Source organism: Paradesertivirga mongoliensis (assembly GCF_024436395.1).
GTDB classification, from domain to species: Bacteria; Bacteroidota; Bacteroidia; order Sphingobacteriales; family Sphingobacteriaceae; genus Paradesertivirga; species Paradesertivirga mongoliensis.
This window is the reverse complement of record NZ_JAFMZO010000001.1, coordinates 346,135-371,674: the sequence shown is the minus strand read 5'-3', so window position 1 is coordinate 371,674 and position 25,540 is coordinate 346,135. Positions and strand designations below refer to the sequence as shown.

At 44.3% G+C, this 25,540-nt stretch carries 18 protein-coding genes; 13 read left to right on the top strand and 5 right to left on the bottom strand.

Translation table 11 applies throughout. The features are described 5' to 3' along the window. Positions 1-151 precede the first annotated feature (151 nt). The 9 genes from J3P43_RS01255 (at position 152) to J3P43_RS01215 (ending at position 14,228) form a co-directional block, all read left to right on the top strand. A complete protein-coding gene (locus J3P43_RS01255; RefSeq protein ID WP_255898164.1) occupies positions 152-1,573 on the top strand; it encodes a TolB-like translocation protein in 1,422 nt (473 codons plus the stop codon). Positions 1,574-1,678: 105 nt separating this feature from the next. Then, the gene (locus J3P43_RS01250; RefSeq protein WP_255898162.1) at positions 1,679-2,263 is read left to right on the top strand and encodes a TMEM175 family protein; all 585 of its coding nucleotides are present in this window, start codon (positions 1,679-1,681) and stop codon (positions 2,261-2,263) included. 274 nt (positions 2,264-2,537) lie between these two features. Further along, a complete protein-coding gene (locus J3P43_RS01245) occupies positions 2,538-2,909 on the top strand; it encodes a hypothetical protein (protein ID WP_255898160.1) in 372 nt (123 codons plus the stop codon). 372 nt (positions 2,910-3,281) lie between these two features. Further along, on the top strand, positions 3,282-4,229 hold the full coding sequence (locus J3P43_RS01240) for an FHA domain-containing protein (RefSeq protein WP_255898158.1): 948 nt from the start codon (positions 3,282-3,284) through the stop codon (positions 4,227-4,229). Between the two features lie 92 nt (positions 4,230-4,321). After that, on the top strand, positions 4,322-5,767 hold the full coding sequence (locus tag J3P43_RS01235) for a PP2C family protein-serine/threonine phosphatase (protein WP_255898156.1): 1,446 nt from the start codon (positions 4,322-4,324) through the stop codon (positions 5,765-5,767). 2 nt (positions 5,768-5,769) lie between these two features. Beyond that, positions 5,770-9,987 carry an FtsW/RodA/SpoVE family cell cycle protein gene (locus tag J3P43_RS01230; RefSeq protein WP_255898153.1) on the top strand — a complete coding sequence of 1,406 codons (4,218 nt, stop codon included), beginning with the start codon at positions 5,770-5,772 and terminating at the stop codon, positions 9,985-9,987. 148 nt (positions 9,988-10,135) lie between these two features. After that, complete coding sequence (locus J3P43_RS01225; RefSeq protein ID WP_255898151.1) at positions 10,136-10,918, top strand: FHA domain-containing protein; 783 nt, start codon at positions 10,136-10,138, stop codon at positions 10,916-10,918. A gap of 105 nt (positions 10,919-11,023) precedes the next feature. Continuing rightward, positions 11,024-12,493: a serine/threonine protein kinase gene (locus tag J3P43_RS01220; RefSeq protein WP_255898149.1), complete on the top strand. Its 1,470-nt coding sequence runs from the start codon at positions 11,024-11,026 to the stop codon at positions 12,491-12,493. A 34-nt stretch (positions 12,494-12,527) separates the two neighbouring features. Continuing rightward, on the top strand, positions 12,528-14,228 hold the full coding sequence (locus J3P43_RS01215; protein ID WP_255898147.1) for a serine/threonine protein kinase: 1,701 nt from the start codon (positions 12,528-12,530) through the stop codon (positions 14,226-14,228). Between the two features lie 13 nt (positions 14,229-14,241). Here J3P43_RS01215 and J3P43_RS01210 read toward each other — a convergent pair whose 3' ends face one another. The 4 genes from J3P43_RS01210 to J3P43_RS19615 all read right to left on the bottom strand — a co-directional run bounded on the left by J3P43_RS01210 (position 14,242) and on the right by J3P43_RS19615 (position 17,904). Beyond that, entirely contained in the window at positions 14,242-14,532 is a 291-nt protein-coding gene (locus J3P43_RS01210) for a hypothetical protein (protein ID WP_255898145.1), read from the bottom strand. 121 nt (positions 14,533-14,653) lie between these two features. Further along, the gene (locus J3P43_RS01205) at positions 14,654-15,031 is read right to left on the bottom strand and encodes a response regulator (RefSeq protein ID WP_255898143.1); all 378 of its coding nucleotides are present in this window, start codon (positions 15,029-15,031) and stop codon (positions 14,654-14,656) included. 475 nt (positions 15,032-15,506) lie between these two features. Continuing rightward, positions 15,507-17,126 (bottom strand): PAS domain-containing sensor histidine kinase, encoded by a 1,620-nt coding sequence (locus J3P43_RS01200; RefSeq protein WP_255898141.1) that lies wholly within the window; start codon positions 17,124-17,126, stop codon positions 15,507-15,509. Positions 17,127-17,253: 127 nt separating this feature from the next. Next, complete coding sequence (locus tag J3P43_RS19615; protein WP_255898139.1) at positions 17,254-17,904, bottom strand: response regulator; 651 nt, start codon at positions 17,902-17,904, stop codon at positions 17,254-17,256. Positions 17,905-18,206: 302 nt separating this feature from the next. Between J3P43_RS19615 and J3P43_RS01190 the strand changes: the two genes are divergently transcribed. Then, entirely contained in the window at positions 18,207-18,401 is a 195-nt protein-coding gene (locus J3P43_RS01190; protein ID WP_255898137.1) for a DUF3606 domain-containing protein, read from the top strand. Between the two features lie 36 nt (positions 18,402-18,437). Here J3P43_RS01190 and J3P43_RS01185 read toward each other — a convergent pair whose 3' ends face one another. Then, the gene (locus J3P43_RS01185; RefSeq protein ID WP_255898135.1) at positions 18,438-20,828 is read right to left on the bottom strand and encodes a PAS domain S-box protein; all 2,391 of its coding nucleotides are present in this window, start codon (positions 20,826-20,828) and stop codon (positions 18,438-18,440) included. A gap of 149 nt (positions 20,829-20,977) precedes the next feature. Between J3P43_RS01185 and J3P43_RS01180 the strand changes: the two genes are divergently transcribed. From J3P43_RS01180 to J3P43_RS01170, 3 genes are all read left to right on the top strand, one after another. Beyond that, entirely contained in the window at positions 20,978-22,270 is a 1,293-nt protein-coding gene (locus J3P43_RS01180; RefSeq protein ID WP_255898133.1) for an NAD(P)/FAD-dependent oxidoreductase, read from the top strand. A 123-nt stretch (positions 22,271-22,393) separates the two neighbouring features. Then, entirely contained in the window at positions 22,394-24,619 is a 2,226-nt protein-coding gene (locus tag J3P43_RS01175) for a heavy metal translocating P-type ATPase (RefSeq protein WP_255898131.1), read from the top strand. A gap of 1 nt (position 24,620) precedes the next feature. Further along, positions 24,621-25,535, top strand: coding sequence for a cation diffusion facilitator family transporter (locus tag J3P43_RS01170; RefSeq protein WP_255898129.1), 915 nt, complete (start codon positions 24,621-24,623; stop codon positions 25,533-25,535). Positions 25,536-25,540 lie beyond the last annotated feature (5 nt).

Below are 25,540 nucleotides of genomic sequence, written 5' to 3'. Positions count from 1 at the left end.
GGTTATAGTTTACGCCACCAAAACGTTACTTAGCATAACAAAAATGATACGGCGCAGATGAATCTGGCTCTTTAATAGTTTGTAATTTGGTTTAAAGAAGACTTTTATGGATCCCAAAAAAGTAAAAGTCCTTCTCAACCAATTTAAAGCTATGACAAAAAACAGACTTGATTTAATTTACAGCACAGTTTTGTGTGCTTTTTTAATGTTTCCGGCTTTGGCCGATGCGCAGATCGGCAGAAGATTTCCATCCGAACGAAAGGTGGTAAAAGATCCTGTTACAGGCACCATGTTAACCTTCCTCACCAGTACTCCAGGGGGAGATAGTAAAATATATCCGACACATCCGCAATGGACATCCGACGGGCAGTGGATAATATTTCGCTCGGGCCGTGTGCCGGGTGAAGCCATGGCGGTAAATGAAAAGACCGGCGACCTGGTGCAGGTAACCGAAGGCGGCTATAGTGGAGCTCTGAGTATTGCTCAAAAATCGATGAAGCTGTATTTTTTAAGGAACGTTCCGGTTCCGACTCCCGCAGCGGCCGAAGCGGGGACTACCCAACCCGCACGACGCCGAAACGCTCCGCGCCCTATGCAGGTAATAGAGGTGGATCTGGCCAGGGTTTTTGCCGACAGTAAAGCGGGGAAAATGCAGAAGCCATCGGTCTATCAGCGCGTGTGCGGAACCACGCCGGAATCTATGGGGGCCAGCGGCGACCTGGCCCTGGATGGCGGAGAAGAGACGGTATATTTCCGTGTGGGGAAAGAGGAATCGGCTAAATATCTTGCGGCTGGAACAAAAATAGCCGAGGCTTTCGGCCCCCGGAATATGGGAGCTGGCCCCTCGGGGATTGGAAGCATGAATATCCGGACAGGCGCGCTAAAACATGTGGTATCAGTACCTTTTCAGGTTGGCCATATTCAGTCTAATCCCTGGAATGCCGGAGAGATCGTTTTTTGCTGGGAAACCGGGGGGAAGTCTCCTCAGCGTACATGGACTGTAATGGCCGATGGTACAGGACTGCGCCCGCTTTATCCGGAAGCCGATTATGAATGGGTAACCCACGAAGCAGTAATATCACGGGATGAAGTGGCGATAGCGATTATGGGACATAGAAAGATCCCTGGAACAGAAAATACGGGAGTTAATGCTCCTGGTACTGCAGTGAGCGGCGCCAATCCGGGGCAGGAGGCCGACTGGGGGCCATCGGGAAACCGTTCTAAACCAACCGGCCTCGGTATTGTAAACCTCCGTACCCGCGAAATGACTATTGCGGGGCAAACGGCAAGCGGAAGCGGCTTGTGGCACGTGCATGGTTCGCCTGATGGAAGATGGGCAACGGGAGATGATTTTTCACGTACCCTCTATCTTATCGATAGACACAGCCGGGAAATGATTGAGCTAACCAAGGGACATAAGGAAACGGCTTCCGATCATATTCACCCTACCTTCAGTCCGGATGGAACCCGAATTCAGATTCAGTCGGCTATGCTTTCTGACGATGGAAAGTCTATGAATATTTGCGTAGTTCCGGTGCCTGAAGAGTGGTTGAAGAGGAATTATAGGAAATAGCGTTATAGAATCGTTCAACGAAATTTTTCACTCTTTGGGATTGACGGTAGGCAGAACGAAACCGTTCTTGTATCTTGGCCTGCAAAATGCAAATTTTGCAGGATTATGAAAAAAGGTAGACTCGAAGCTTTTAGTGATGGCGTGATTGCTATTATTATCACCATTATGGTTCTTGAATTGAAGATACCTCATGATGATACTGTGACCGCCTTGGTTCCTCTGTTTCCGATATTTATTAGCTATCTCTTAAGCTTTATCTATCTGGCAATATATTGGAATAATCACCACCATATGCTTCAGGTGGTTGAATCCGTAAATGGAACCATTCTATGGGCGAACATCAATTTGCTTTTTTGGCTGTCGCTAATCCCCTTTGTTACCGGCTGGATGGGAGAAAACCATTTTACAACATGGCCGGTTGCTTTTTATGGATTTGTTCTTTTTATGAATGCAGTTTCGTACACCATTCTGGTAAGGACACTGGTCAAACATCATGGGAATAACTCAATTCTCAGTAAAGCCATAGGTAAGGATTCTAAAGGGAAGGTTTCCCTGGTTTTATATTTTACTGCCATAATTATGGCTTTTATCAATGCCTGGGTAAGCTTTGGCATTTATATATTAGTTGCTATAATCTGGATTGTTCCTGATAAACGCATTGAAAAGCGAATCGGGCAGGGCGACATGTGAAAATGTATCTGGGTTTAACCAACAGCGTTGTGATTTGCTTTCATTTTTTGAACTACTGATATTTACCACTGTACGAATTTTATACGATTTGTCAATTTTCTGCTCTGTTTTTTTCAGTTAATGTCCAATCATCTTTGCAGGGTCATCTCTCAGAACAGCTTTCGATACAATGTGTGCGATAGTAATGCAACTCAAAATGATGGAGTTGCATCTGAAGTTGCCAGTCATGAATTAGAGATAATGCATATCTTTAACACCGTATTATTACTAAAGAGTGCAAGAAATTTTAAAAAGCTTACAAGCAACTTTTAACGACTCGGATTCGGTCTGCTTTTTCGTTTACCCCAATTTTCGGATAAAGTTGTTCAATGAAAAGGCAGCGTCAAATAGCCTGGTTCTTCATGGCAAAGAAATTCACGAAGGCGATAGTATTCTCGATTTCGCCCGGGACACTAAAAACAGAATTGATGGGAAGTTTATCACCTGTTTTGGCCGCGCTGTGTCGGGCCAGCAGGTAAAACAAAAACAACAGATACATTATAACTCGGTCGTGTTAGACACTGTTTCAACCTATACGCCGGTGCGCAAAAGCGATGAGGTTGTAGGTGTGTCTATTGTCGTGTCTATAGAGAAACCAAGATCCTGAAGATTTCGTCCGGTTGTTTCCACCGCTTAGCACATCTGGTAATCAACACCACTCATACGTAGGATGAACGGAGGATGGACCTACCTTGAGCGAACGTACAGCTTACAAAGAGCTATGTAGTCGTGATCTCCCAGTCAGAAACTTATAATCTAAAAATTGTTCGTGTAATCCATTCGATTACTACTGAACAAACACAGCTCAAAAGTCGCTTCATTCTGGGGAGTCTTTAAATAGTTTTCAAGTCTTTAAGCGTCACTTCGCTTGCCCTTACCGGCTATTCGCAGGCAAACTCTCGCCCACTCAAACATCCGCCCCCCTTTTTTGGTTCTATTAATTCATTATCACAATAACCACATTTAGAACGCAAAAGCAATGACAACAGAACCCTCTTTTTGGCAACGTATAGGCATCCATGAATGGTTTTTAAACGATAGCGGTTCGGCGCCTACCGAACCCGAAGCACTCACTCCGAATGTTGTATACAAGTATATTATAGATAAATTCAAAGAATCTATCGGTCAGCTAACTTTCGCCGACCGGGTAGTTTTTTACCACGAGTATATCATCAGTTTCAATCCCGAAGATTACCGGGAATTTATGGACAATAAGAAGGGGATTTTCGGACTTATCGTTCAGGAAGCTGTAAAGAAATTTTATGAAGTGCTGAATCAGTACCGTGCAGAGGGTAAAACCGTGGAACCATCGAGCAGCAAATGGGTGTTCCGGTTTGTTTCACATCCCGATTATGCGCGGGGCGATAAAGGGTTTATCGGTAAATTGTTACCTGGCGGAAGCCAAAAGGATGAGAATCTCAGGGTTACATTTATTCCGCGCCAAACCGGTATTGCCGAAACATTTGATGTGAACGATGATATCCTGAAAGGCTTCAACTTTTACAGCGAAGGCTACTATGAGGTACCTTATGTAGAGGAATTGAAATACGACGAAACGAAACTTAAAAATACAGAACAAACCGGCCTGGCTCGTTTTGAAACCATTCTTCCCGATAAGGCTTACCGCGGACATAAAGTGGAGTACTTTATGAAAGATGAGCAGATCACAGTGTCTGGCGATGAAGAGACAAGCACAGATTCCAACGTTTTCAAAATCCCGTCAGAATGGGTCAATACGCCGCATCTGTTTATTAAGCATGATAAATCTGACGGTAAATTCTACCTGGCTTCTTTTGGTGAAAAAACTATTGTAAACGAGAAGGAAGTGGAGCGAAGCGACGAAAATTCGCCAATATGGGTCGAGCTTCCTATTAATTCGAGAATGATTTTAAACGGAATAGTAGGAGTTAATATTTTTAAATCATAATATGTCTCAGATATTAACTGTGGCGCTGCTTTTTATTTGTGCTTTTTTACTGGCAGCCCATTTCAAGGATATAAAAAACACGCATAAACGTAATGGCTGAGAACTTTTTTGGAATAACCGATACTGGAAAAGTACGCGATAATAATGAAGATGCCTTCATAGCAAAAAAGGTGATGGACAACAAGTTCATTATTGCCTGTGCTATTGATGGCGTTGGAGGTTATTCGGGTGGAGAGATTGCGGCAGAGATTGCCCGGGATTCCATATTCGAGAATTTTGCTAAGCCTTCGGGCGATCTGATCGCAGCCATGAAATCCTCTTTTATTGAAGCCAATCAAAAGATTTTTGACGAGAAGCTGCAAACAAAGGAGCACAGTAAAATGGCTTGCGTACTTACATTGGCGGTGGTTGATGTGGAAAACAATCAGTTTCACTATGCACATGTAGGCGATACCAGACTTTATTTATTGCGCGACAGCTCGTTAGTAAAAGTATCTAAGGATCATTCATTCGTAGGCTTTCTGGAAGACTCCGGTCGAATTGATGAAGATGCCGCCATGAAGCATCTTAAGCGAAATGAAATTAATAAGGCTTTAGGTTTCGGCAGAGATATCGAGAACCAGGACGACTATATCGAAACCGGTAGTTCGCCCTTTTTGCCGGGTGATATGCTATTGCTTTGCAGCGATGGGCTTACAGATATGGTGAACAAGGACGCTATTACAAGCGTTTTAATGGGGCAGGCCTCACTGGAAGACAAGGCGAAACAATTAATTGATCTGGCCAATAAAAATGGCGGAAAAGATAATATTACGGTAGTACTGGTCCAAAACGACTCGGCCTCATCCTGGCAGGCAACACCGCCGGCTGGCACCATCCACAGCGGGGCAGAGAAAAAAAAAGTTTTGACTAAGCCACAGCCAGGCTTGCCGGAAAACCGGCCTGTACCAATCGCGCCGCCGGTATCGCATTCAAAAAAAACCGGTCCTGTAAACAAAATACTGGCAGCGCTCTGTGTGTTCTTATTAGGAACTACTCTGTTTTTACTATGGAAAAATACGAGGGGCTCTGATAGTAAAGATCCTGTTATTGCGCCCGTTGAAGATAAGCGGAACCCAGAGGAAAAAAAACTGCAGGAAGCTATAAACGCCGTGGGTAACGATACCCTGGTGCTCTCCGATTCGCTGTTTAAACAAGCTATCGTTATCAGTGATACGCTCGACATTCATCAGGATTCGCTCTTTATCCTTGCCAGGGGGAAAATTGTTTTACGCGCAGACAGTACCTTTAAAGGTCCGGCAATCGAGCTTTCTGCAGATTCCCGCTTTATCCTGCTCGACGGCCTGCAATTTGAGAATTTCAACGTGGCTGTTTCGGCCCAGAACGATGCTTTGTTTTTGCGCAACGTGCAGTTTTTCAACTGTAAATGGCCAGTTCAAAACTTTTTCGTTTTTCCCGACAGACAATACATTACCGGCCGACTCGCGGGAGCTTACATGTTCAGAACAGATTCGTTAAATACCCTACCCCCAAGATAAAAATGACAGAAGATACTCCCTTAATAAAAAGAGGAAGAAAGACAGAGCGTCTTTTTCTATTGTTAATCACCGTAGTTCTTGCGTCGCTTTTTGTCTACCTCTATACTGTTATACAGCGTGATTTTAAAGATGTCCGTAGCCGCTTAACCAACGGAACAATGCTTAATCTCAATAGCAAAGATGCCGGTCAGGGGATACGGACCTTGCTGCAAAAGGGCTATTACTTCGATGATCAAAAAGATATAGACCTGATTGGTTCGGTGGTAGAAAAGGGCCTGAATCCCTTAGGTAAGCCAATCGATAATATCGGAGAGTTAAACAAACGTAAGTTCTTTGTTGATGCTGATGAGGCCTACATAAAAGGAGGAGAAACTTTTCGAAAGCGGGTAGAAGCATCGCGCTCTTTACTCGGGTTTACCGGAGACGATTCGATCGCTTTTTCGCAGGAGCGCTCAAAACCTCAGCAATTGCCAGCTACCACTGAGGTTGGGCTAGGAAAGCATGGCATATCCGGCATAATACGCGACAGGGAAAAGCAGCCGGTACCTGGTGTGCTGGTGCGGCTTCAAATGATCTTGCCCCAGGATAGCGCCTACAGCGAAACTGTAACAGAGGTTGAAGCCGAACTTATCGAAACAGGCGCCGGTTTTAAACGCGTTTACCTGCTGGATTCGCTTAAGCACAAACAACTGGAATCTTTGACAGCCTATGCCCGTACCGACGCTAACGGCAAATATGTTTTTAAGGGTTTACCCGATGATAAAGCTTTCGAACTTTTGCCTTTAAAGCCGGGCTTCCAGTTTGGTATATCTCAGGGAGTACAGCAACTGGATGATGACGAAGAACTTAATTTTGTACAGTCTCCGCATACTATCCGGCTTTTGTCGACCCGCGATTTTAATATTCTTAAAAAAGAACGCTCTTTAATTGTAAGAGAACCCGGCGAGTTCAACGAATGGTTCTGGATTATTATGGCATGTTTTTTTGGAGGTTTTCTGCTGGTTCATCTGGTGCTGACTTTAAGATTTCCTGCAGCAGATCAATTGCTCATACCTTTTGTAATGTTGCTTACTGGTTTATCTATTTTGACCCTGCTCAGTCTGCAAGATCCCCTACGCGACCGCTTTTTGGCTAAGGACACTCTCCTTTACCTGGGTCTGGGCCTCTTTGGGATCTGCGCCATGATGTTTGTTAAAGTCCGCAAGTTCAATGTAGATAACAGCCTGTACCGGATGTTCGTCTTCAAGAATAATAAGAAGGCAGCCAATGGATGGCCATGGGCAGCCGCTGCAGTTCTTTTGCTGGGCCTCACCATCGTATTTGGTACCGGTCCCGAAGGCAGTGGTGTTAAAGTAAACTTGTTTGGTTTCCAGCCCAGCGAAATTGTGAAGTATATCATCATTTTTTTCCTGGCGGGATTTTTCGCCACCAACGAGCGCTTTATCAGCGAATACCGGAGTTATCGCAAGCGCTGGTCGTTCTTTTACTTCGCTTTAGCAGCGATTTTAATCTCCATCCTGTTGTTCCTGATACTGGGCGACCTTGGTCCGGCTATGGTAGTGTGTTTTACATTCATCGTGTTGTTTTCTTTTTCCCGAGGCGATTTTATGTTTATGATAGGCTCCGTAGTGCTGTATGTGCTGGCTGCCTGGATCTTGAACAGCATTTGGCTGGCCACGGCGATAACTGTCGCTCTGGTTGCCATCGCTATGATATTTAAGCGAAAGCAAATTAGCGAGTCGGCTATTATGGCTCTGGTAATCATAGCCGGGTTTTTATTGATTGACCAAATTCCATATCTTGATAAATTGTTCCCCGGCCCGGTAAAACGCTTAACAGAACGTAAAGCGATCTGGCAGGATGCATGGAATAACGAAGTTTACGGTGGCGACCATGTTGCCAACGGAATCTGGGCCATGTCCAGCGGTGGTATCACCGGCCAGGGTATTGGCGAAGGTTTCGGTAAAACGATTCCCGAAGCACATACCGATATGATCTTGCCTGCCATTGGCGAAGAATTTGGATGGGCCGGCATTGTATGTGTTTTCATGCTTTTTCTTATTTATCTCCACCGCTCTATTAACGTCGGGCGACAAACAGGTACGCCATTTTTATTCTACCTCAGTGCCGGTATCGGGATAAGCACGTTTGTGCAGTTCCTGCTTATCGCAGGCGGATCAACAGGCGCCTTGCCGCTTTCCGGAGTATCATTGCCCTTTGTGAGCTACGGCGGATCATCAATGGTGGCTAATTTTATTGCAGTGGGATTTTTAATGTCGGCCTCTATGGTAAAAGGTACCGAGGTACAGATGGGTTTTATCACAAAGCAACACGACAAAAATCTGATCCCCGCATTAGCAGCAGCATTAATTGGTGTGCTGTTACTTACGGTTAACGTTTCGCGCTATTTGTTCAATAACAAAAAATGGGTTGTTCAGCCGGCATTGGTTGCAGACAGAAGCGGTTTACGGATGTTTAGTTATAACCCGCGGATCGCGATTCTAATGAACAGGTTGCAGGCCGGTAATTTATACGATAGAGACGGAAGGCTCCTGGCCACAAGTAAACCCGAGCTTATGCGGCAGCAGCAGGGGGTTTTGCGGGCCTCCGGCGGTTTGAACTTCGATATGGATTCGGTTATTCATAAGCGCCTTGACCGGTATTACCCTTTTGCCGAAGAAACTTTCTTCTGGATCGGCGATGCGAATACAGGAATATTTAATGGAAGTGTTAATGGTTATTTTGCAGAGTATCAGCATGGCGCTGAATTGAGAGGCTTTAACACTCCCACCGAAAAAGTTACAGCCATTGCCAGCGCTTATCGCGAAGACCGCTTTCTGGCACGTGGAATTAAAGAGATGACAGTGGTTAAAAAGGATTATAGCGAATTGGCTCCTTTGCTACTGGCCGGCATTAACAGTAAGGAAGTAGAGAAGTTTAAGCAGCGCAATCGCGACGTTCAATTAACTATCGATGCACGTCTGCAAACCAGTATTCAGCGGGCAATTGCTGCAGATGATTCATTAAAAGACAACAGGGTTTCGGTGGTGATTATGGAAGATTATACCGGCGATGTGCTGGCATCGGCTAATTATCCGCTTCCGCCGATAAACAACTGGGAGCAGATGACCATGACCATGTCGGAACAAAATAAGCTGTCGCGATGGATGACCACCCAGGATCTCGGGTTTACCTATGCCACGCAACCCGGCTCTACAGCTAAGATAGCAACCACAATTGCTGCCTTTAATAAGCTTGGCTTGGATGCCGCCAAAAAAGTTTACATGGTCAGTCCGCACGAACGTATCCGTACCAAAGGCATCGAGCCTGACGAGACCGGCCGGATTACCTTAGAAAGAGCTGTCGAAAAGTCGAATAACGTGTACTTTATTAAGCTGGCAAACGAAGAACAGTTGCAGGAAGAAATGGTAAACGTGTACCTCAAATCCGGGATGTTCTTGCGTGGTGTAGGTGGTTATTACTATGAGAAAGACGGACTGAATCCGGAGCAGGAGAACAAATGGCGCGAATTATGGAGAACCACAGAGTTTAAAACCAGGCCCAGATACGATCCGAACAACATCAGGCGTACACGTGCCAAGGGTATCTCAGGTATGGCCTGGGGCCAGGGCGAATTAATTGCAACTCCGGCGGCAATAGCCAGAATGGCGGCAGGCATTGCCAACCAGGGAAATATTGTAGCCAATCGGTATGTTCTAAAAGTTCACAATACTCCGCAAGGCGTTAAAGGGAACTTCAAACTTACGGAGCAACCCGCATATGCCGACATTATTAAAGGTTATATGATTAAGCAGAGTGCGCCCAAGGTCTATACGCTCGGTATCGCGGTAGCAGGAAAAACCGGAACACCCGAACGGATTTGGAAAAAGGAACGCATCAATGATGGATGGTACGTGTTTTTCGCACCCAAAGCTAAAGGGCAGGGGCATCTGGTGGTATGTATTCGTGTTGAATCTACAAAGGGTTCGAGTGATGCGGTGGCATTGGCCGGCAAGCATGTTATTCCGCTGCTTCTGCAAAAGGGGTATATCAAGAGCTTTACTACCTCGCAGCCACTTCCGGCGCAGTTTGGCCGGGATAGTACACTGGCTCCGGGTGGCCCGGTAGTTTCGCCGGCACCTGTCAATACGCCTGTTCCTGTTCAATCGCCCGATGCTGATCCACCGCAGGCAGCACCCGATACAGCGAATGGCGGATAAATGTGATGTCGCTTAGCAAGAGCAAATCTTATTAACACGCTTCAGTACAAACTAATAAATCGCAGGAAAACGCCTGTTGACGGCTCAACAATAAGGCATGATTTCTGTTTTATAATCAGGTCATTACTAATAATAGAAAGGTAAGTCAATGTTCGAAATATTTAATACCGATGCAGAGAGTCCGCAGGACGTCAAAGGCCTTCGCGATGCTTTGCTACGTTCGATAAAAGAAGAATTACAAATTGTTGAAGGAGGAGAAGGGAAGCATATCAGGGGAATCCAACTGTTTATCACATGTTCGGAAAACGAAAAGCATGTGTATGAATCTGCAGTGTATATCGAAGAACCACAGCTTTTCAAACAGGAAGTTCAACGAATTGCCGATGATTTTGCGATCGATTTACCCACCGGCTGGACACTGGAAGTGACCTTTGCAGACGAACTGCCGCCGGAAGCAAAAAAGCTGAACGAAGTTCATGCTGCACTGTTTATAAAAACCCGTCAGCAAACTATACACAAGTCCGGTACTGCCTACATCAGGGTGTTAAGCGGTCAGGCCGAGAAAGATGAATATGAAATAAATTCCTCTTCAGGAAAAATTACAATAGGAAGAGAAAAAAAAGCGCAGACCGCAGATGGCTTTTTCAGGATCAATACCATTGCCTTCCCTGGCGACTGCGGCAACGAATGTAATAAATACATCAGCCGTCAGCATGCGCATATTGAATGGAACAATGATGCGGGCTGTTTTATGATTTTTGCCGACGAGGGCGGCGTTCCTCCCAAAAATAAAATCAAAATTAAGTCGTTCGATGATGATAACCCGGTGAAATTAAACTCAACACATATCGGGCATCGCTTAAAAGAAGGGGATCAAATTATTCTCGGCGAAACTGCCGTGATAGAATTTTCAAGTTCGGCACAATCTTAGTTATAGTTTTATATAACACACAAAGATTCTGGGATACCCCCCGACACACAACACATTAAAGACCAAGGGAGTTCAGGTCCTGAGTCTTTGTATATTATTAAATCAATGACTAAAGTATTCACCATAACAGAAGGATTAGAGAATATGGGCGCGCTGCGTACCGGTGGACAGGGTTCTGTCTACAAGGGCAGACGCATTGGAGAGATTATCACCGCTGTTAAGCTTTTACCAACGCCTATTCATGCCGAAGACGATAACGATAAAAATTTCAGGGATTTTAAAAACGAGGTTACCAAGTTAAAAAGAGTTAACCAGGAGCCTAACCCGAATGTAGTTAAGATCCTTAATTCCGGGATTACCGAAAGCGGATCATTGCCTTTCATAGAAATGGAATTTATAGAGGGGCCCGATCTGGAGGAGTTATTAAAGCCACCTCACGATCCGGTGTTCACCATTCGGGAAGTGATTAAAGTTGCCGACCAATTGTCTAACGCTTTGGCTCATTGCCACAAAGTGGATGTGAAGCATGGCGATATCAAAAGTAATAACGTAAAGTTTAACGTGCATTCGGGCAATTACATGCTTCTGGATTTCGGCCTTGCCGTGATGTCTGACGAACAGCGACGCACCAGTTTAAGGCATGCCGGCGCCATAGAATTTATGGCGCCCGAGCAGAACTCGGGCGAAATGCTTTTCGAAACAGATGTATACAGTTTCGGAGTTATATTATACGAACTGCTTGCTGGGGTTGTTCCTTTTCCGTTGCTGGATAAAGGGGAAACATCCAGAAATGCGGTGATGATTTCGCATATGGAAACTCCGGTTCCGGATGTACTGGCTCTGCGCAGAAATAACCTTCCTGCAAGCTGGAGCGACGACAAACGGGCCAGGGAAATGCGTGTGCCCGGCTGGTTACTTACCGTAATTGCCAAATGCCTTGAAAAGCGACCGGAAAACAGGTACAGGAACGGAGTGGAGCTTCACGAGGCCATTGTAATAAACAGCACTTCGCCCGTAGATAATTATGCCTATAACACAGGTGATATCGCTGTACTGCAAAGTGAAAACGCCAGATTGAAAGGGCTGTTGATGCAATATCAGCAAGCCGCCATCAGGCCAGAAATACCGGGCCTTGTCGCTATGCAGGAAAATAACTGGCAGAAAGAAACTATGGCATCTGCCGGTCGCTCACCGTCTTCAGGCGGCTTAATGAACAGAGCCACCTATGGAGGATTGAAGCCGGTGGTGATGGGGCTCATGCTTTTACTTGCCAGTTTGGCCCTGTTCGCTGGATTTTCTGTTTATAAAAGCCGTCAGGCAGCAACATTGATTGATACGGCAGCTATTAACGCTGAGAAACAACGTCTGAAAGACTCCATCATCGCGCTTGAACGCTTAAATGCCAAGCGCTACCAGGATTCGATAGATAATGCCAGACGATACAACGCAATAAAAGAACGTATTGCACAGGTGCAGGAAGAAGAAGCCGAGGAGATCAAAAAAGAAGAGATCAAAAACGAAGAAAAGAAGAAGAGGAAAAAATTTTTTGATATCAGGTTTGAAAGGCGGGATTGATAAACAATTATTGATACCTAACAGTTAAAAATAAATGGGCAAAGTATTCACTATTACCGAAGGCTTAGAAAATATGGGCGCATTGCGCACCGGTGGTCAGGGCTCTGTCTACAAGGGCAGGCGCATTGGCGAGATTATAAGCGCCGTAAAGCTATTGCCAACGCCAATTCATACCGAGAATAATGATGATAAAAACTTTAGAGATTTTCAAAACGAGGTAGAGAAGCTGAAAAAGGTTAATGAAGAGCCCAATCCTAACGTAGTGAAGATTCTTAACTCGGGGATCACCGAAAGTGGTTCTTTTCCTTTCATCGAGATGGAATTTATCGAAGGCCCTGACCTGGAAGAATTATTAAAACCTCCACACGATCCCGTTTTTAGTATCAGGGAGGTGATTAAAGTCGCAGATCAATTATCCAATGCTTTGGCTCACTGTCATAAAGTTTCGGTTAAGCATGGGGATATAAAAAGCAATAACGTTAAGTTTAATATTCGGTCGGGGAACTATATTCTGCTTGATTTTGGACTCGCAATAATGTCAGACGAGCAACGCCGGAGTAGTTTAAGGCATGCAGGTGCTATCGAATTTATGGCCCCCGAGCAAAACGAGGGGAAAATGTTGTTCCAAACCGATGTGTATAGTTTTGGAGTGATTCTTTTTGAACTTCTTGCCGGTGTTGTTCCTTTTCCGCTGCTTGATAATGGTGAAACTTCCAGGAACACTGTTATGGTGTCTCATATGGAAACTCCGGTTCCGGATGTACTCGAACTTCGAAGAAAGCATCTGCCCGCCACCTGGTCTGCAGATAAGAAGCGAACTGAAATGCAAGTGCCGGAATGGCTTCTCGCTATTACTTCGAAATGTCTTGAAAAGAAACCAGAAAATCGTTTCAAAGACGGAGTTGAACTTCACGAAGCAGTAATTTCTCATAGCACATCTGCGGTTAAAAACACTCCGGCTGATGCAGAAAGTGTAGCAGTTTTGCAGAGCGAAATTAACAGACTGAATGCCCTGGTGCTGCAATATCAGGACGCCGCTGCTAGTACGCCCGGACTGGCCGCCGTACAGGAAGAAAGACGGGATGCCAGTATGTACGACCGGGACCGAAGATCTGCTGTAAGTCTTTCGAGGCCGGTGTTCTTTACTTTATTAATTCTTCTTGCAGGATTGGGTGTCTTCGCAGCATACTCTTTGCTTTCAAAAAAAGGCGGTCCGGAGACGGATTTCGCCGGAGCAACCCTCGACAGTATTCCGCAGGAAGATACAGCGGGTTTAACAGAGGAACAAAAAGATGAATTAGAGATCGATCGTCGTACCAGAAGGGCTATGGCGAGACGGGATTCTGTGAAATATGCTGATAGTCTGCGCGCAATTCAAAGTCAGCAGGAAGAGCTTCAAAATACTCCTGTCCCCGTTGAAGAACCTTCGGAGGTTGGCACTGATGACGAGGGCCTGATTGACACCTCCTCCGAGCGGCCCTCAGGATCTACCAGCACTGAGCCCCCCAAGGTTCCCGACCGGAAAAAATATACACTCGCCGTATCTAAGGCACATTTTCATACCGCTCCCGATCCAAGCACTCGCAGAAGTGCACACCTTGTGCATTGGAATAACGCAGAACTTACTGCCTTAGACGATAGAAATGGATTTATTTATGTAGTGTTTTTTAACACGGCAGGCCAGATTACCAAAGGCTGGTTAAAAAAAAGCGACCTGCGACGGATCGGTCAGTAAACAAAGCGTCGCCTCACCTCTTTAAGTACAGCATTTTCATTTGCTGAATCCCAAACTTGCACGTATACCAATGTACCGCCCTGATAAGTTCTTCCTGTTCGGTAATCCTTCTGTTACTTATATTTTGAAACACAAGAATCCATTTGTCCATTGCGCCGAGCAATTCACCTTCGGGTAAGGCATCCAGTTTGTTTCTCGGAATCCTGAGTACTCGAATTCGTAGATCTCCTCCGTTCTCACAGATAAAATCTGTATCGGGCATATCCCGGTAGTTAAGGAGCAGGTACTTTCCTTCTATGTGCATAGTTTTCAGGTAGAAAATTTCGAAGTATTATGAAGATAAGGCTGAAGTTTTTCCGTATAAAAGGGATAAGTCCGGATTTTAAACGGTAATTAAGTGTTTGTCATCCCTTTACAAATCTGTATTAGCTCTTAACAGAAGCCTTGTCCAGGGTTTTATTTATCCCATCAATGAGATCTTTTAAACTAAAGGGCTTGGCAATAAAGTGGTCGCAGCCGTATGTCTTAAGAGATTCCATATTACCCTGGTAAGCCGAAATGATAACTACCGGCAAATGTTTCGTATCCGGGTTCGCTTTGATGTTTCTGCATATTTCACCACCGGTTAGTCCGTCAAGAATAAAATCAAGCAATATGATGTCGGGTTTATGTTCGTCGATCGATTTGAAAATATTATAAGTGCGCCCGATAGTGGTCACCTCAAAATCTTCGTAGGTAAGAGCACTTTCTATAGCTTCTAAAACAGCAATATCATCATCCAACACTAGAACTCGTTTCGCCATAAGTAATTATGAATATTAAACTGATTTAAATTTAAGTCCCAAGGGCGATACCAGGATCGCTAAACCATAAACCCCCGACTCAGAAGAATTCCTGAAAAAAGCAGAGCCCTGGCACCGCGACTCCCGAAGTTTTATAAAGACGATGATTGTTTTTGCCGCAATTATGCGTTGATTTTTCTTCCCTTTTCATCTTGGTAGATTGAAGTACAAAAATACGGCTAAAGAAACATTTTTTCGCCATCGGAAAATACCTGTTCAGTTGGAGTTTTTTACCTGTTTTAGGTATATCCTATTGATAGTGTGTATGTTATTGAGATTCGTCAGTGGACACTCGAAATAGCATAAGCATCCGGGCTGAGTTGGAAAGGATTGGTACTACAATTGCGGGTAATAACGCATTCTGGATTTAATCATCGGGTCTTGCAGGCATGAGATCGATGATCGCTTGAGGCCCACCGCATCTGGATTTATGGTTCTAACTGGCAACATCTTTAAATGTGATATGTACCACGGTGCCGGCAGCTTTGGTCGATTGGATGCTCATGGTTCCGTTAAATAAATCTAGCCGGTTCTTTATGCTGTGCAAGCCCGAGCCAGAGGCGTTTAACGCGTGCAGGGAATCGAAACCGTCACCATTATCACTTACAGAAATATTTAAATTAGTTGCTTTTATAGTTAATGCTATTTTTAATTCCGTTGCGTTGGCATGTTTGATCACGTTATTGACCAGCTCCTGAACGATCCGAAAAATGTTTATCTCCTTGTTCAGGTCTAAGCGATCTTTCAGCCCGGACACTTTTGTTGAGATTTTTAACTTCTCAGTGTTTAGTCGTTTTGCCATTTCTTCGAGGGCTATGGGCAGCCCAAAATCCGAAAGTATTGAAGGCGCAAGTTCAAAAGAAATATCCCGGGTTTCTTCCACCGCCTGCTCAATCAACGAATTCAGCTCTTCGTAAATGTTCTCGTCTTTGTTGCAACGTTTGTAATCTTGTAATTTCAGTTTAATACCATAAAGCAGTTGGCTAACACTATCATGTAAGGCTTCACTAATGCGTTTTCGCTCGTTTTCCTGGGTGCGAAATACGGTTGTCATAATGGTCTTCTGGTGCTCTTCTTTAAGACGTAAGGCCTCTGTTTCAAGTCGTTTTCGCTCGGTGATGTCCAATAGGATGCCAACAAAGCAAATAGCAGCGCTTTCGTTTTCAATTACATGGCCACGGGCAGAAATATAGGCGATTGATTTATCGGGCTTGATGATCCGGTATTCTACATCAAGATCTTGCTTATGGCTGATCGCTTCGCCAAAGCGCTTACTTGCGTTCCTGCGATCCTCCGGATGAATCATTTTAATAAACGTGTCGATCGCCTGAATGGAGTTACAGTTACTTAATCCGTAAATTTCGCAGCTAAATTCATCAAGAGAGATCTGTTCTGTTTTAAGATCAATCTGCCAGGTACCCGCATCCGAGGCTTCAAGAGCAATTTCGAGCCGCTCTTTGGTATCTTTTAATGTTAATTCTGCCAGCCGTCTTTCCGTAATGTCAACGATAGTAATATAGCATTCATTCTCCCGTAAGATTGGATTTTGTCCGGCAATTCCCTCAATCTGTACATACAAGCCCTTCCCTTTTGGGGTAATAAGCGTTAACTGACAATTCTGCTGGGTTTCCGATTGAAAGAGGGTTCTTAGAAAAGTATAAAATAATTGCGCTTCGTCGGGATTGATAAAACTCCGGAAACAGCGGCTTAGTAAATTTCGTTTTAAAACATCAAGCAGGTAGCAGGCGGTGTTATTTACTTCGGTTATTATTCCATTCTTATCTAAAATTAAATAACCTACCGGAGCCAGGTTAAATAACCCCGCAAATTTAATCTGCTGATTTTCCACCTTCTCTTTAGAGATCTTAAGCTCATCGTTCTGCATTTCGAGTTCGATATGCTGTACCTGTATCTGGTGAAGCAGCTCCTTAATTTCCTTTTTTGAAAGGTTCAGCTCCTTCTCTTCACCCATGCCTGATAACATTTTATCAGCCTCTTGCCTGAACCGCTCAAGCATCTCTTCGGCACTGAATAAGGACTTCCTGGTGTAATTCACGGTGATATTCTTACATATCTATAACAAATAAGATTACAGAAGTTTTATTGGCCGGTTAGTATCATGGAAAATTAAGTTAGGGAACCAAGCAGTTTCCGAACATTTTGCGCGAAGATGAAGCGCATTTTTAATCAATTAAGCCATGGCGTGCGGCAAAGCGGATAAGCGTAGCAGTGTTACGTGCGCCGGTTTTTTCCAAAAGGTTTTGGCGATGTCCTTCAACTGTCCTTCTGCTGGTGAAAAGCTTTTCAGCGATTTCATTGTTTGTAAACCCTTCGGCAATTAAAAGAAGTATTTCTATTTCTCTTCTTGAAAGGTCGATAGCAATTTTGTTCCCGTCACTGTTTTCATCAGGCAGGGTCGATAATTTATTTAGCAATTTTGATGTGAGCTCTGAACAAACATACAAGTTGCCCTCGCTTACATGACGAATGGCAAACATCATCTCATCTTCGCCTACACTTTTCAGCAAATAACCGCAAGCGCCAGAACTTACTGCCTTCATTACATAGTTCTCATGATCCAGCATCGAAAGGATCACTACTTTTACTTCCGGATTTTTGTCTTTTAAACGTTCTATCAGGGCTAAACCGTTTAACTGGGGCATGTTCACGTCGGTGAGCACAATGTCGGCCTTTATCCCCTCATCCAGTTTCTGGATAACCTCGAGTCCGTCCATAGCCTCGGCAATGACTTCAATATCTGGTTGCTTGTCTAACAGCGACCTGATGCCATTGCGAACTATATTGTGATCTTCGGCTAAGAGTACTTTTATCACGATTTTGTTTTTTATTTTAGAGAGAGCAGAGGAGGTAAAGATGCCGGAATTTATATTAACCTGCCGGGCGAATAAATACGGGTTTAGTATACGGCAATTACTTAGTTCTGCAAAAATGCTTTCAAGATGTTAGCTGGCGATATAACGAGTTAGGGTTAGAATTGTTTGACCACCGTTATTTCCGCCCAGCTTCAGTTCAATCTCTTATTAGGTAATTATATTATTAAATTTAATAAAGATAGTTGTTCGATAAAAACTATTGTCGCCTGTTAAACGTTTATTATATAGTTAGTTAAAATTATATGGAAGATATTGAATTTCGTAGCCTCGATCTTGACAGGATTAACATACACGAATATTATGAAGTGGAGTACTGGTCGAAACAGTTCGACTTGCATCCGTCTATATTAACATCTGTCGTAAATAATTCCGGCATCACCTCGGCCAAAGCCCTGCGGGAATACCTGAACAAATACTACGGAGAGAGCGCCGCCTGACAGATTAAGCGGGTTAAGCTGTTTGTTAGAGAGACCTCAGGATTCCCGAAGGGGAATCTTTACCGTAAAGGTTGAACCTTTTCCTACCACAGAGGAGAAGGTGATTTTTCCTTTGTGTCGCTGTATTATTTCCTGCGATATATAAAGGCCAATGCCGAGACCCGTAAATTTGTAAGACGTATCTTCGGCCCTGAAGAACCGGTTAAATATAAAACGGGTCTTTTCTTCCGGGATTCCAATTCCGAAATCCTGTATAGATACGGTTAGCAAATCATCAGAAGTTGAAATAGCGAGAATTATTTCATTTTCTTCCGGAGAGTATTTTGCAGCATTGCTTAGCAAGTTTGATAGTACCTGCTCGAGGCGGTGCTTATCACCAAAAGCATTTACCGCCGGATTGCCTTTAACCGTGATGCGATGGCTGGGATAGGTATTTTGTGCGTCTGTAATGGCGTCGTCTATCACTTCTTCAAAATTGAAGGTTACAAAGTTATAGTTCATTTTACCCGCCTGCATTTTCGATACATCCAACAGATCAATAATGAGTGAAGCCAGTTTATGTGCCTGTCTGTGAGTTTTCAACACCAGATCGCAGATGGATGAATTATTTTCTTTTTCTACCATCCTGCTAAGAATTTGCAAATAGCCCTTTAAACTGGTGATAGGAGTTTTTAGCTCATGGCTGGCTATACTGATGAATTCATCCTTTTTCTGTTCCTTTTTCTTTTGCTCGTCAATGTCGGTGATAGAGCCTATCCAAATCTTATTTCCGCCGGTATCATGCAGAGACAGCGCTCTGGTAAGATGCCAGAAATATTTCCCGTCTTTTGCTCTGAACCGGTGCTCGTATTGAAACTCGCTGCCAGATTGAACTGCTTCAGACCATCTTTTAAGATTTTCTTCCAGGTCGTCAGGGTGGATAAAATGAGCTAAAGAAAGTTCAGTGATCTCTTCCCGGGAGCAACCGGTAAATTCTTCCCATTGTGGGTTAAGGTAAATAAGCCCTGCATTCACGTCGCTCACAAATATTTTTTGAGGCATGGCCTCTGCCATCAGCCGGAAGCGTTCTTCGCTCTCTTTTAATGCATTTTCGGCCTTTTTGCGTTCGGTAATATCACCCACTACGCCTGCAAATCTTACCGCTTTTCCCTCCGCATTACATTCAGTTTTGCCTCTTGCAAAAACCCATTTAACTTTTCCGTCTTTCGTAACAATCCGGTACTCCGCTTCATAATCACCGCCGCATTCAACTGCCTCCTGGCGTTTTAATTGTGAATCTACAAGGTCTTCAGGATGGATGCGGCTGATAAAGACATCGGGGGCTACGCCCTCCGGCTTATATTCAATATCAAACAGATTCGACAAGCTCTCGTCGGCATACAGGATATTGTTTTCCAAATCGCGTATCCAGGTGCCTATTAAGCCTGATGAGAGCGCCGACTTTAATTGCAGCTGGGTTCTTCGCAGCTCGTCTTCTATTTTAGAACGCCGGTCTATTTCTGCCAGAGCTTCCTCGTTAAGACGGGTGTTTTCTATAGCAAGCCCTATATGGTTTGCAAAATTTTGTGCGAAACGGAGATCAGACTCATCATATTTCCCCGGCGTTGACGAAACAAAGGTAATTACCCCGGTAATTGCTTCTTTGTTAAACATGGCAACGGTGATGACCGAGTGCAGGCCCAGACTGTGAATAATTTTTCGCTGAACGGGATCGGTTATATGCATATCGATCATTTCGGGGCTCACAACTGGCAGGAAGTTCGGTCGGCCGGTCTTCACTACCAGAGCAGTGCCGGCGTCCCCACTCAGATTGGTGGGGTATCTCCGGCGATAGTCGAGCGAGATTTTAAGTAATTCAGGGTTCTGGTGGGCGATTTTGATTAGTTCAAGTTCGCCGTTTTTTAACAGGTCGATAGTAAACCAATTTGCAAATCTGGGCACAATCAGATCCGCGATCTTATTTAATGCGTCTTTCGTATCGCGGGCTCCGGCCAGTACTTCCGCGGCAGTGTTAAGATACGCCAGAAGGTTTTCGTTTTTCCTGGAAAGGGTGATGTCACGAATAAAAAGATAGGTGTACAGCAGCTCGTTCTCGTCCTGCAGGTTTCTGGTGCTTATCAGGATATCCTTAATTACCCCATTTTTACAATGCAGGCGTGCTTCCAGGTTGTAGATTCCCTCTGGCTGCCGAATACTGTCTAAAATAGCAGCAACCACAGACTCATCTTTGTAAAAAGTTCCGAAGTGCTGTCCGAGATATTCGCTGGCTGTATAGCCCGATAAAGAAAGCTCTGCCTCATTAACGTAAACTATAATTCCCCGGGCATCAATGGCCAGCATGTTTATAATACCGGTGTGGCTAAAATCTTGAATGACTCTATGACTGGTAATGCGATTAGAAATGTGTATTTTACTTTCTATCATCATTTAAAAGCAAAAGTTTCGCCCCTTAGCTGGAGTAATAAACCCATCGGTATACCGATGATCCGCTGAACTACGCTAAACAAATCGTCGGCCACTGCTATAAGGGAACAAATCTAACCGCCCGATGTTTGTGTAATTACATAAGGACATAAATGGTGAAATTAACAGGTATCCCCGATACGGGTAACCCACGTATTGTTATTGTAGGAGGCGGCTTTGCAGGGCTTAAGCTTGCCAAGTCTTTGTCAAAGGCTGCCGTTCAGGTGGTGCTGATCGATAAAAATAATTATCATACATTTCAGCCATTGCTTTATCAGGTGGCCACCTCTGGACTTAACGGGGCGTCTATTGCATATCCATTCAGGAAATTTTTCGAAGGGCAGCAAAATTTCTTCTTTCGCTTAACTGAAGTCATATCGCTTGATGCAGGAAGACAATTATTGAACACCACGATTGGCGAGATTGCATATCATTACCTGGTAATTGCCACCGGGGCAGAAACCAATTTTTTTGGCAACGCGCTGATGCAAAAAAATGCTATTGCACTCAAAAGCATAAATGACGCCGTGATGCTTCGAAATACCATTCTCTGCAACCTTGAAAATGCCTTGCAAGCCCGCGACGAAGCCCAGCTAAATCTGTTAATGGATTTTGTAATTGTTGGAGGAGGGCCCACAGGGGTGGAGTTAGCCGGAGCGTTGAGCGAGCTTCGGAAGCATGTGTTTCCAAAAGATTATAAAGAGCTGAACATAAAACAGATGGATATTAATCTCATCCAAAGTGGGGATCAGTTATTAAAGGGCATGTCTGCGGAAGCTTCAGAAAAATCGCTCGAGTTTCTGAAAAATTATGGAGTAAAGGTTTGGCTCAACCGGCGGGTAAAATCCTACGATGGAGAAACAGTTCTTCTTGATTCGGGAGAAGAATTAAAAGCTCATACATTAATCTGGACCGCCGGTGTGGTAGGCGCTCCGATTAAGGGATTAAAGGAAGAAAGCATTTTTAAAGGAAACCGCATTCGTGTGAATGAATATAACCTGGTAGAGGCTTACGATAACGTTTTTGCCATCGGAGATGTGGCTTGCATGATTAGTCCCGAATATCCGGAAGGGCATCCGATGGTGGCTCAGCCGGCCATTCAGCAGGGGAAATTACTGTCAAAAAATCTTACGCGCCTGTTAAACGGCGAAAAGCCGGAAGCCTTTAAGTATCATGATCAGGGTTCTATGGCCACTATCGGACGCAATCATGCCGTAGCAGATTTGAAAATGTTTAACCGAGAATTTAAAACGCAGGGCTTCTTAGCATGGCTTATCTGGATGTTTATTCATTTGATATCCATTATCAGTTTCAAGAACCGGCTTATCGTGCTTCTGAATTGGATCTCAGGATATTTTAGCTATGATAAGGGAATCAGACTGATTTTAGGGCGGAAGAAGGAGTGAAGGTAAACACTCCTCTTAAACTCCCTTGTGCTGATTCTTTAAAATTTTATAAATCTTTCCCATGATAATATAAAGTTTCGCTCTCTTTATCCCCGACCTTTGAGTATACAAAAATGAAATACTATGAGTACTTCAAAAACGATAAAAGAGAACTTTCCTGTTACCGGCCTAAGCTGCGCTTCCTGCGCCATTAGCGCCGAAACTATTTTGCAATCTCACAAGGGAGTAGTAAACGCAGCGGTAAACTTTGCCAATAATACTGCATTAGTAGAATATCAGCCATCGGTTGTGAAACCCGAAGAACTCAAATCTGCAGTGCAATCGGTGGGTTATGATCTGATCATAGAAGATTCGGCTTCGGCGAAAGCCACCTTAGAAGCTATTCAGAAAGCCAAATTTAAAGCTCTTGAGCGAAATACCTGGTTATCCATCCTGTCTGCGTTGCCCATTGTTGCCCTTGGGATGTTTTTTATGGATGTAGAATATGGAAACTACATCCAGTGGGCGCTTGCTACACCGGTGGTTTTAATATTCGGACGGCAGTTTTTCGTCAACGCCTGGAAACAGGCAAATCATGGAAATGCCAATATGGACACTCTGGTGTCCTTAAGTACGGGTATTGCATATCTTTTTAGTGTTTTTAACACCCTGTATCCCGAGTTCTGGACAAGTCGCGGACTACATGCACATGTATATTTCGAAGCAGCGGTGGTGGTTATTGCCTTTATCCTTTTAGGTAAGCTTCTGGAAGAAAACGCCAAATCAAACACCTCCGAGGCCATTAAGAAATTGATTGGATTACAGCCCGATACGGTTATCCGGATAAAAGGCGACAAAGAAGAAGTTGTTAGGACCGAAGATGTCCGAGTCAACGACGTGCTTCTTGTGAAACCCGGAGAAAAGGTCCCGCTTGACGGGAAAGTGCTTTCTGGTTCATCTTACGTCGACGAAAGTATGATCAGCGGCGAACCTGTGCCGGTTTTAAAAGAAAAGGATGCCCTGGTATACGCCGGAACGATAAACCAAAAAGGTAGTTTTCGCTTTCTGGCCGAAAAGGTAGGAAAGGACACGCTTCTCGCACAGATAATAAAATTAGTGCAGAACGCTCAGGGAAGTAAGGCGCCGGTGCAGAAACTGGTGGATAAAATCGCAGGCATATTTGTTCCTGCGGTTATCGGTTTTGCCATTTTTTGTCTTTTTACCTGGCTGGTATTGGGTGGCGAAAATGGATTTACTCAGGGTCTGTTAGCCATGGTGACCGTGTTGGTAATCGCTTGTCCGTGTGCGCTTGGGCTGGCCACGCCTACAGCAATAATGGTGGGTGTTGGCAAAGGAGCAGAAAACGGAATTCTAATAAAGGATGCTGAAAGTTTGGAGGAAGCACGGAATGTAAAAGCCATTATTCTGGACAAAACAGGCACTATCACCGAAGGAAAACCAGACGTAATTGGCATTGAATGGAAAGAAGGTGCAGACCGCGAACACTTGTCGGCTTTGATTTATAGCATAGAATCCCAATCCGAACACCCCCTGGCAGATGCGGTTGTAAAATACTTTCAAAACATGGAGGTAAAACAGCTTCCGCTGGAATCATTTGAAAGCCTTACCGGCGAAGGTGTTTTTGCATCCCATCAGGGTGATGCATATTTTCTAGGCAGTCCTAAACTAATGAGTTCAAATGCAATCGCCATAGACGCATCACTCGAGCAAAAAGTGGAGGAATGGCTTAGTAATGCGTATACTGTTATCTGGTTCGCCGACAAAGAAAATACACTTGCCGCAATCGCGATAGCCGATAAAATCAAAGAAACCTCGGCAGAAGCAGTAAAAGCGCTTGAAGCAATGAATGTCGACGTTTATATGCTTACCGGCGATAATTTAACTACTGCACAAGCTGTAGCAAAGCAGGTGGGTATACTTAATTATAAAGCGGAAACCATGCCGGGCGATAAGGCGGCTTTCGTAAAGAAATTGCAGGCTGAGGGCATTAAAGTGGCGATGGTGGGCGATGGAATTAATGATAGTGAGGCACTTGCGTTGGCTGATGTCAGTATCGCCATGGGCAAAGGCACAGACATTGCGATGGATGTAGCTAAAATGACCCTGATCTCTTCCGATCTGATGCATATTCCACGGGCTATAAAGTTGTCACGTCAAACCGTACAAGTGATTAAACAGAATCTGTTCTGGGCCTTCATTTACAATTTAATCGGCATACCACTTGCAGCAGGAATTTTATATCCCTTTACAGGATTTTTATTAAACCCGATGCTGGCCGGCGGTGCAATGGCGCTAAGCAGTATAAGTGTTGTGGCCAACAGTCTGAGGCTGAAGTATATGAAAATGTAATATGCACACGCACGAACATCATCATCACACCCACGAGGTAAGTCCTGGATTATTAGCCGGAAGGGCTTTTAAGATAGGCATTACTTTGAATCTGTTGTTCGTGATAGCAGAGGTAATCGGGGGATTGAAATATAACTCGATGGCCCTGTTAACCGATGCTGGCCATAATCTTAGTGATGTTGGAAGCCTGGTGCTCTCCTTGTTGGCTTTCATCCTCGCCAGAAAAAAAGCCACACAGGTCTTCACCTACGGATATAAAAAGACAACGGTGCTTGCGGCTTTGACTAACGCAGTGATCCTTTTGCTCGCTGTGGGTATAATGGCGTATGAATCTTTACGTCGCTTATCTAACCCCGAATTTGTGGAGGGGAGCGTAGTAGCCTGGATTGCGGGTGCAGGGATTTTAGTGAACGGAATTTCAGCCATGCTTTTTTTCAGAGACAAAGAAAGAGATCTGAATGTAAAAAGCGCTTATCTGCATCTGGCGGCAGATGCGCTGGTTTCTCTGGGGGTAGTGATCGGTGGAATTGTGATCGCATATACCGGCTGGAATTGGGTAGATTCTGTGTTGGGATTGATTATTGCCTTTGTGATACTGGTTGGCACCTGGCAACTTCTGGTCGAAAGTTTTAAGCTTTCGGTAGACGCGGTTCCCAAAGGAGTGAAGGTTGAGGAGATTCGCGACATTATTCTGAAAAATACAGATATCACTGATGTAAATCACATTCATATCTGGCCGCTTAGTACAACAGAAAACGCACTTACTGTGCATATTAAAATAGATGAACGACTCAGTTTTAGCGAAAAGATGCTGGTGATAAAAAAGTTACGGCACACTCTTCAGCATCATAACGTGCACCATAGCACTATCGAGCTCGAGTCGGGAGAGTTAAAACAAGAAAACGGAAATTGTTAAAAATC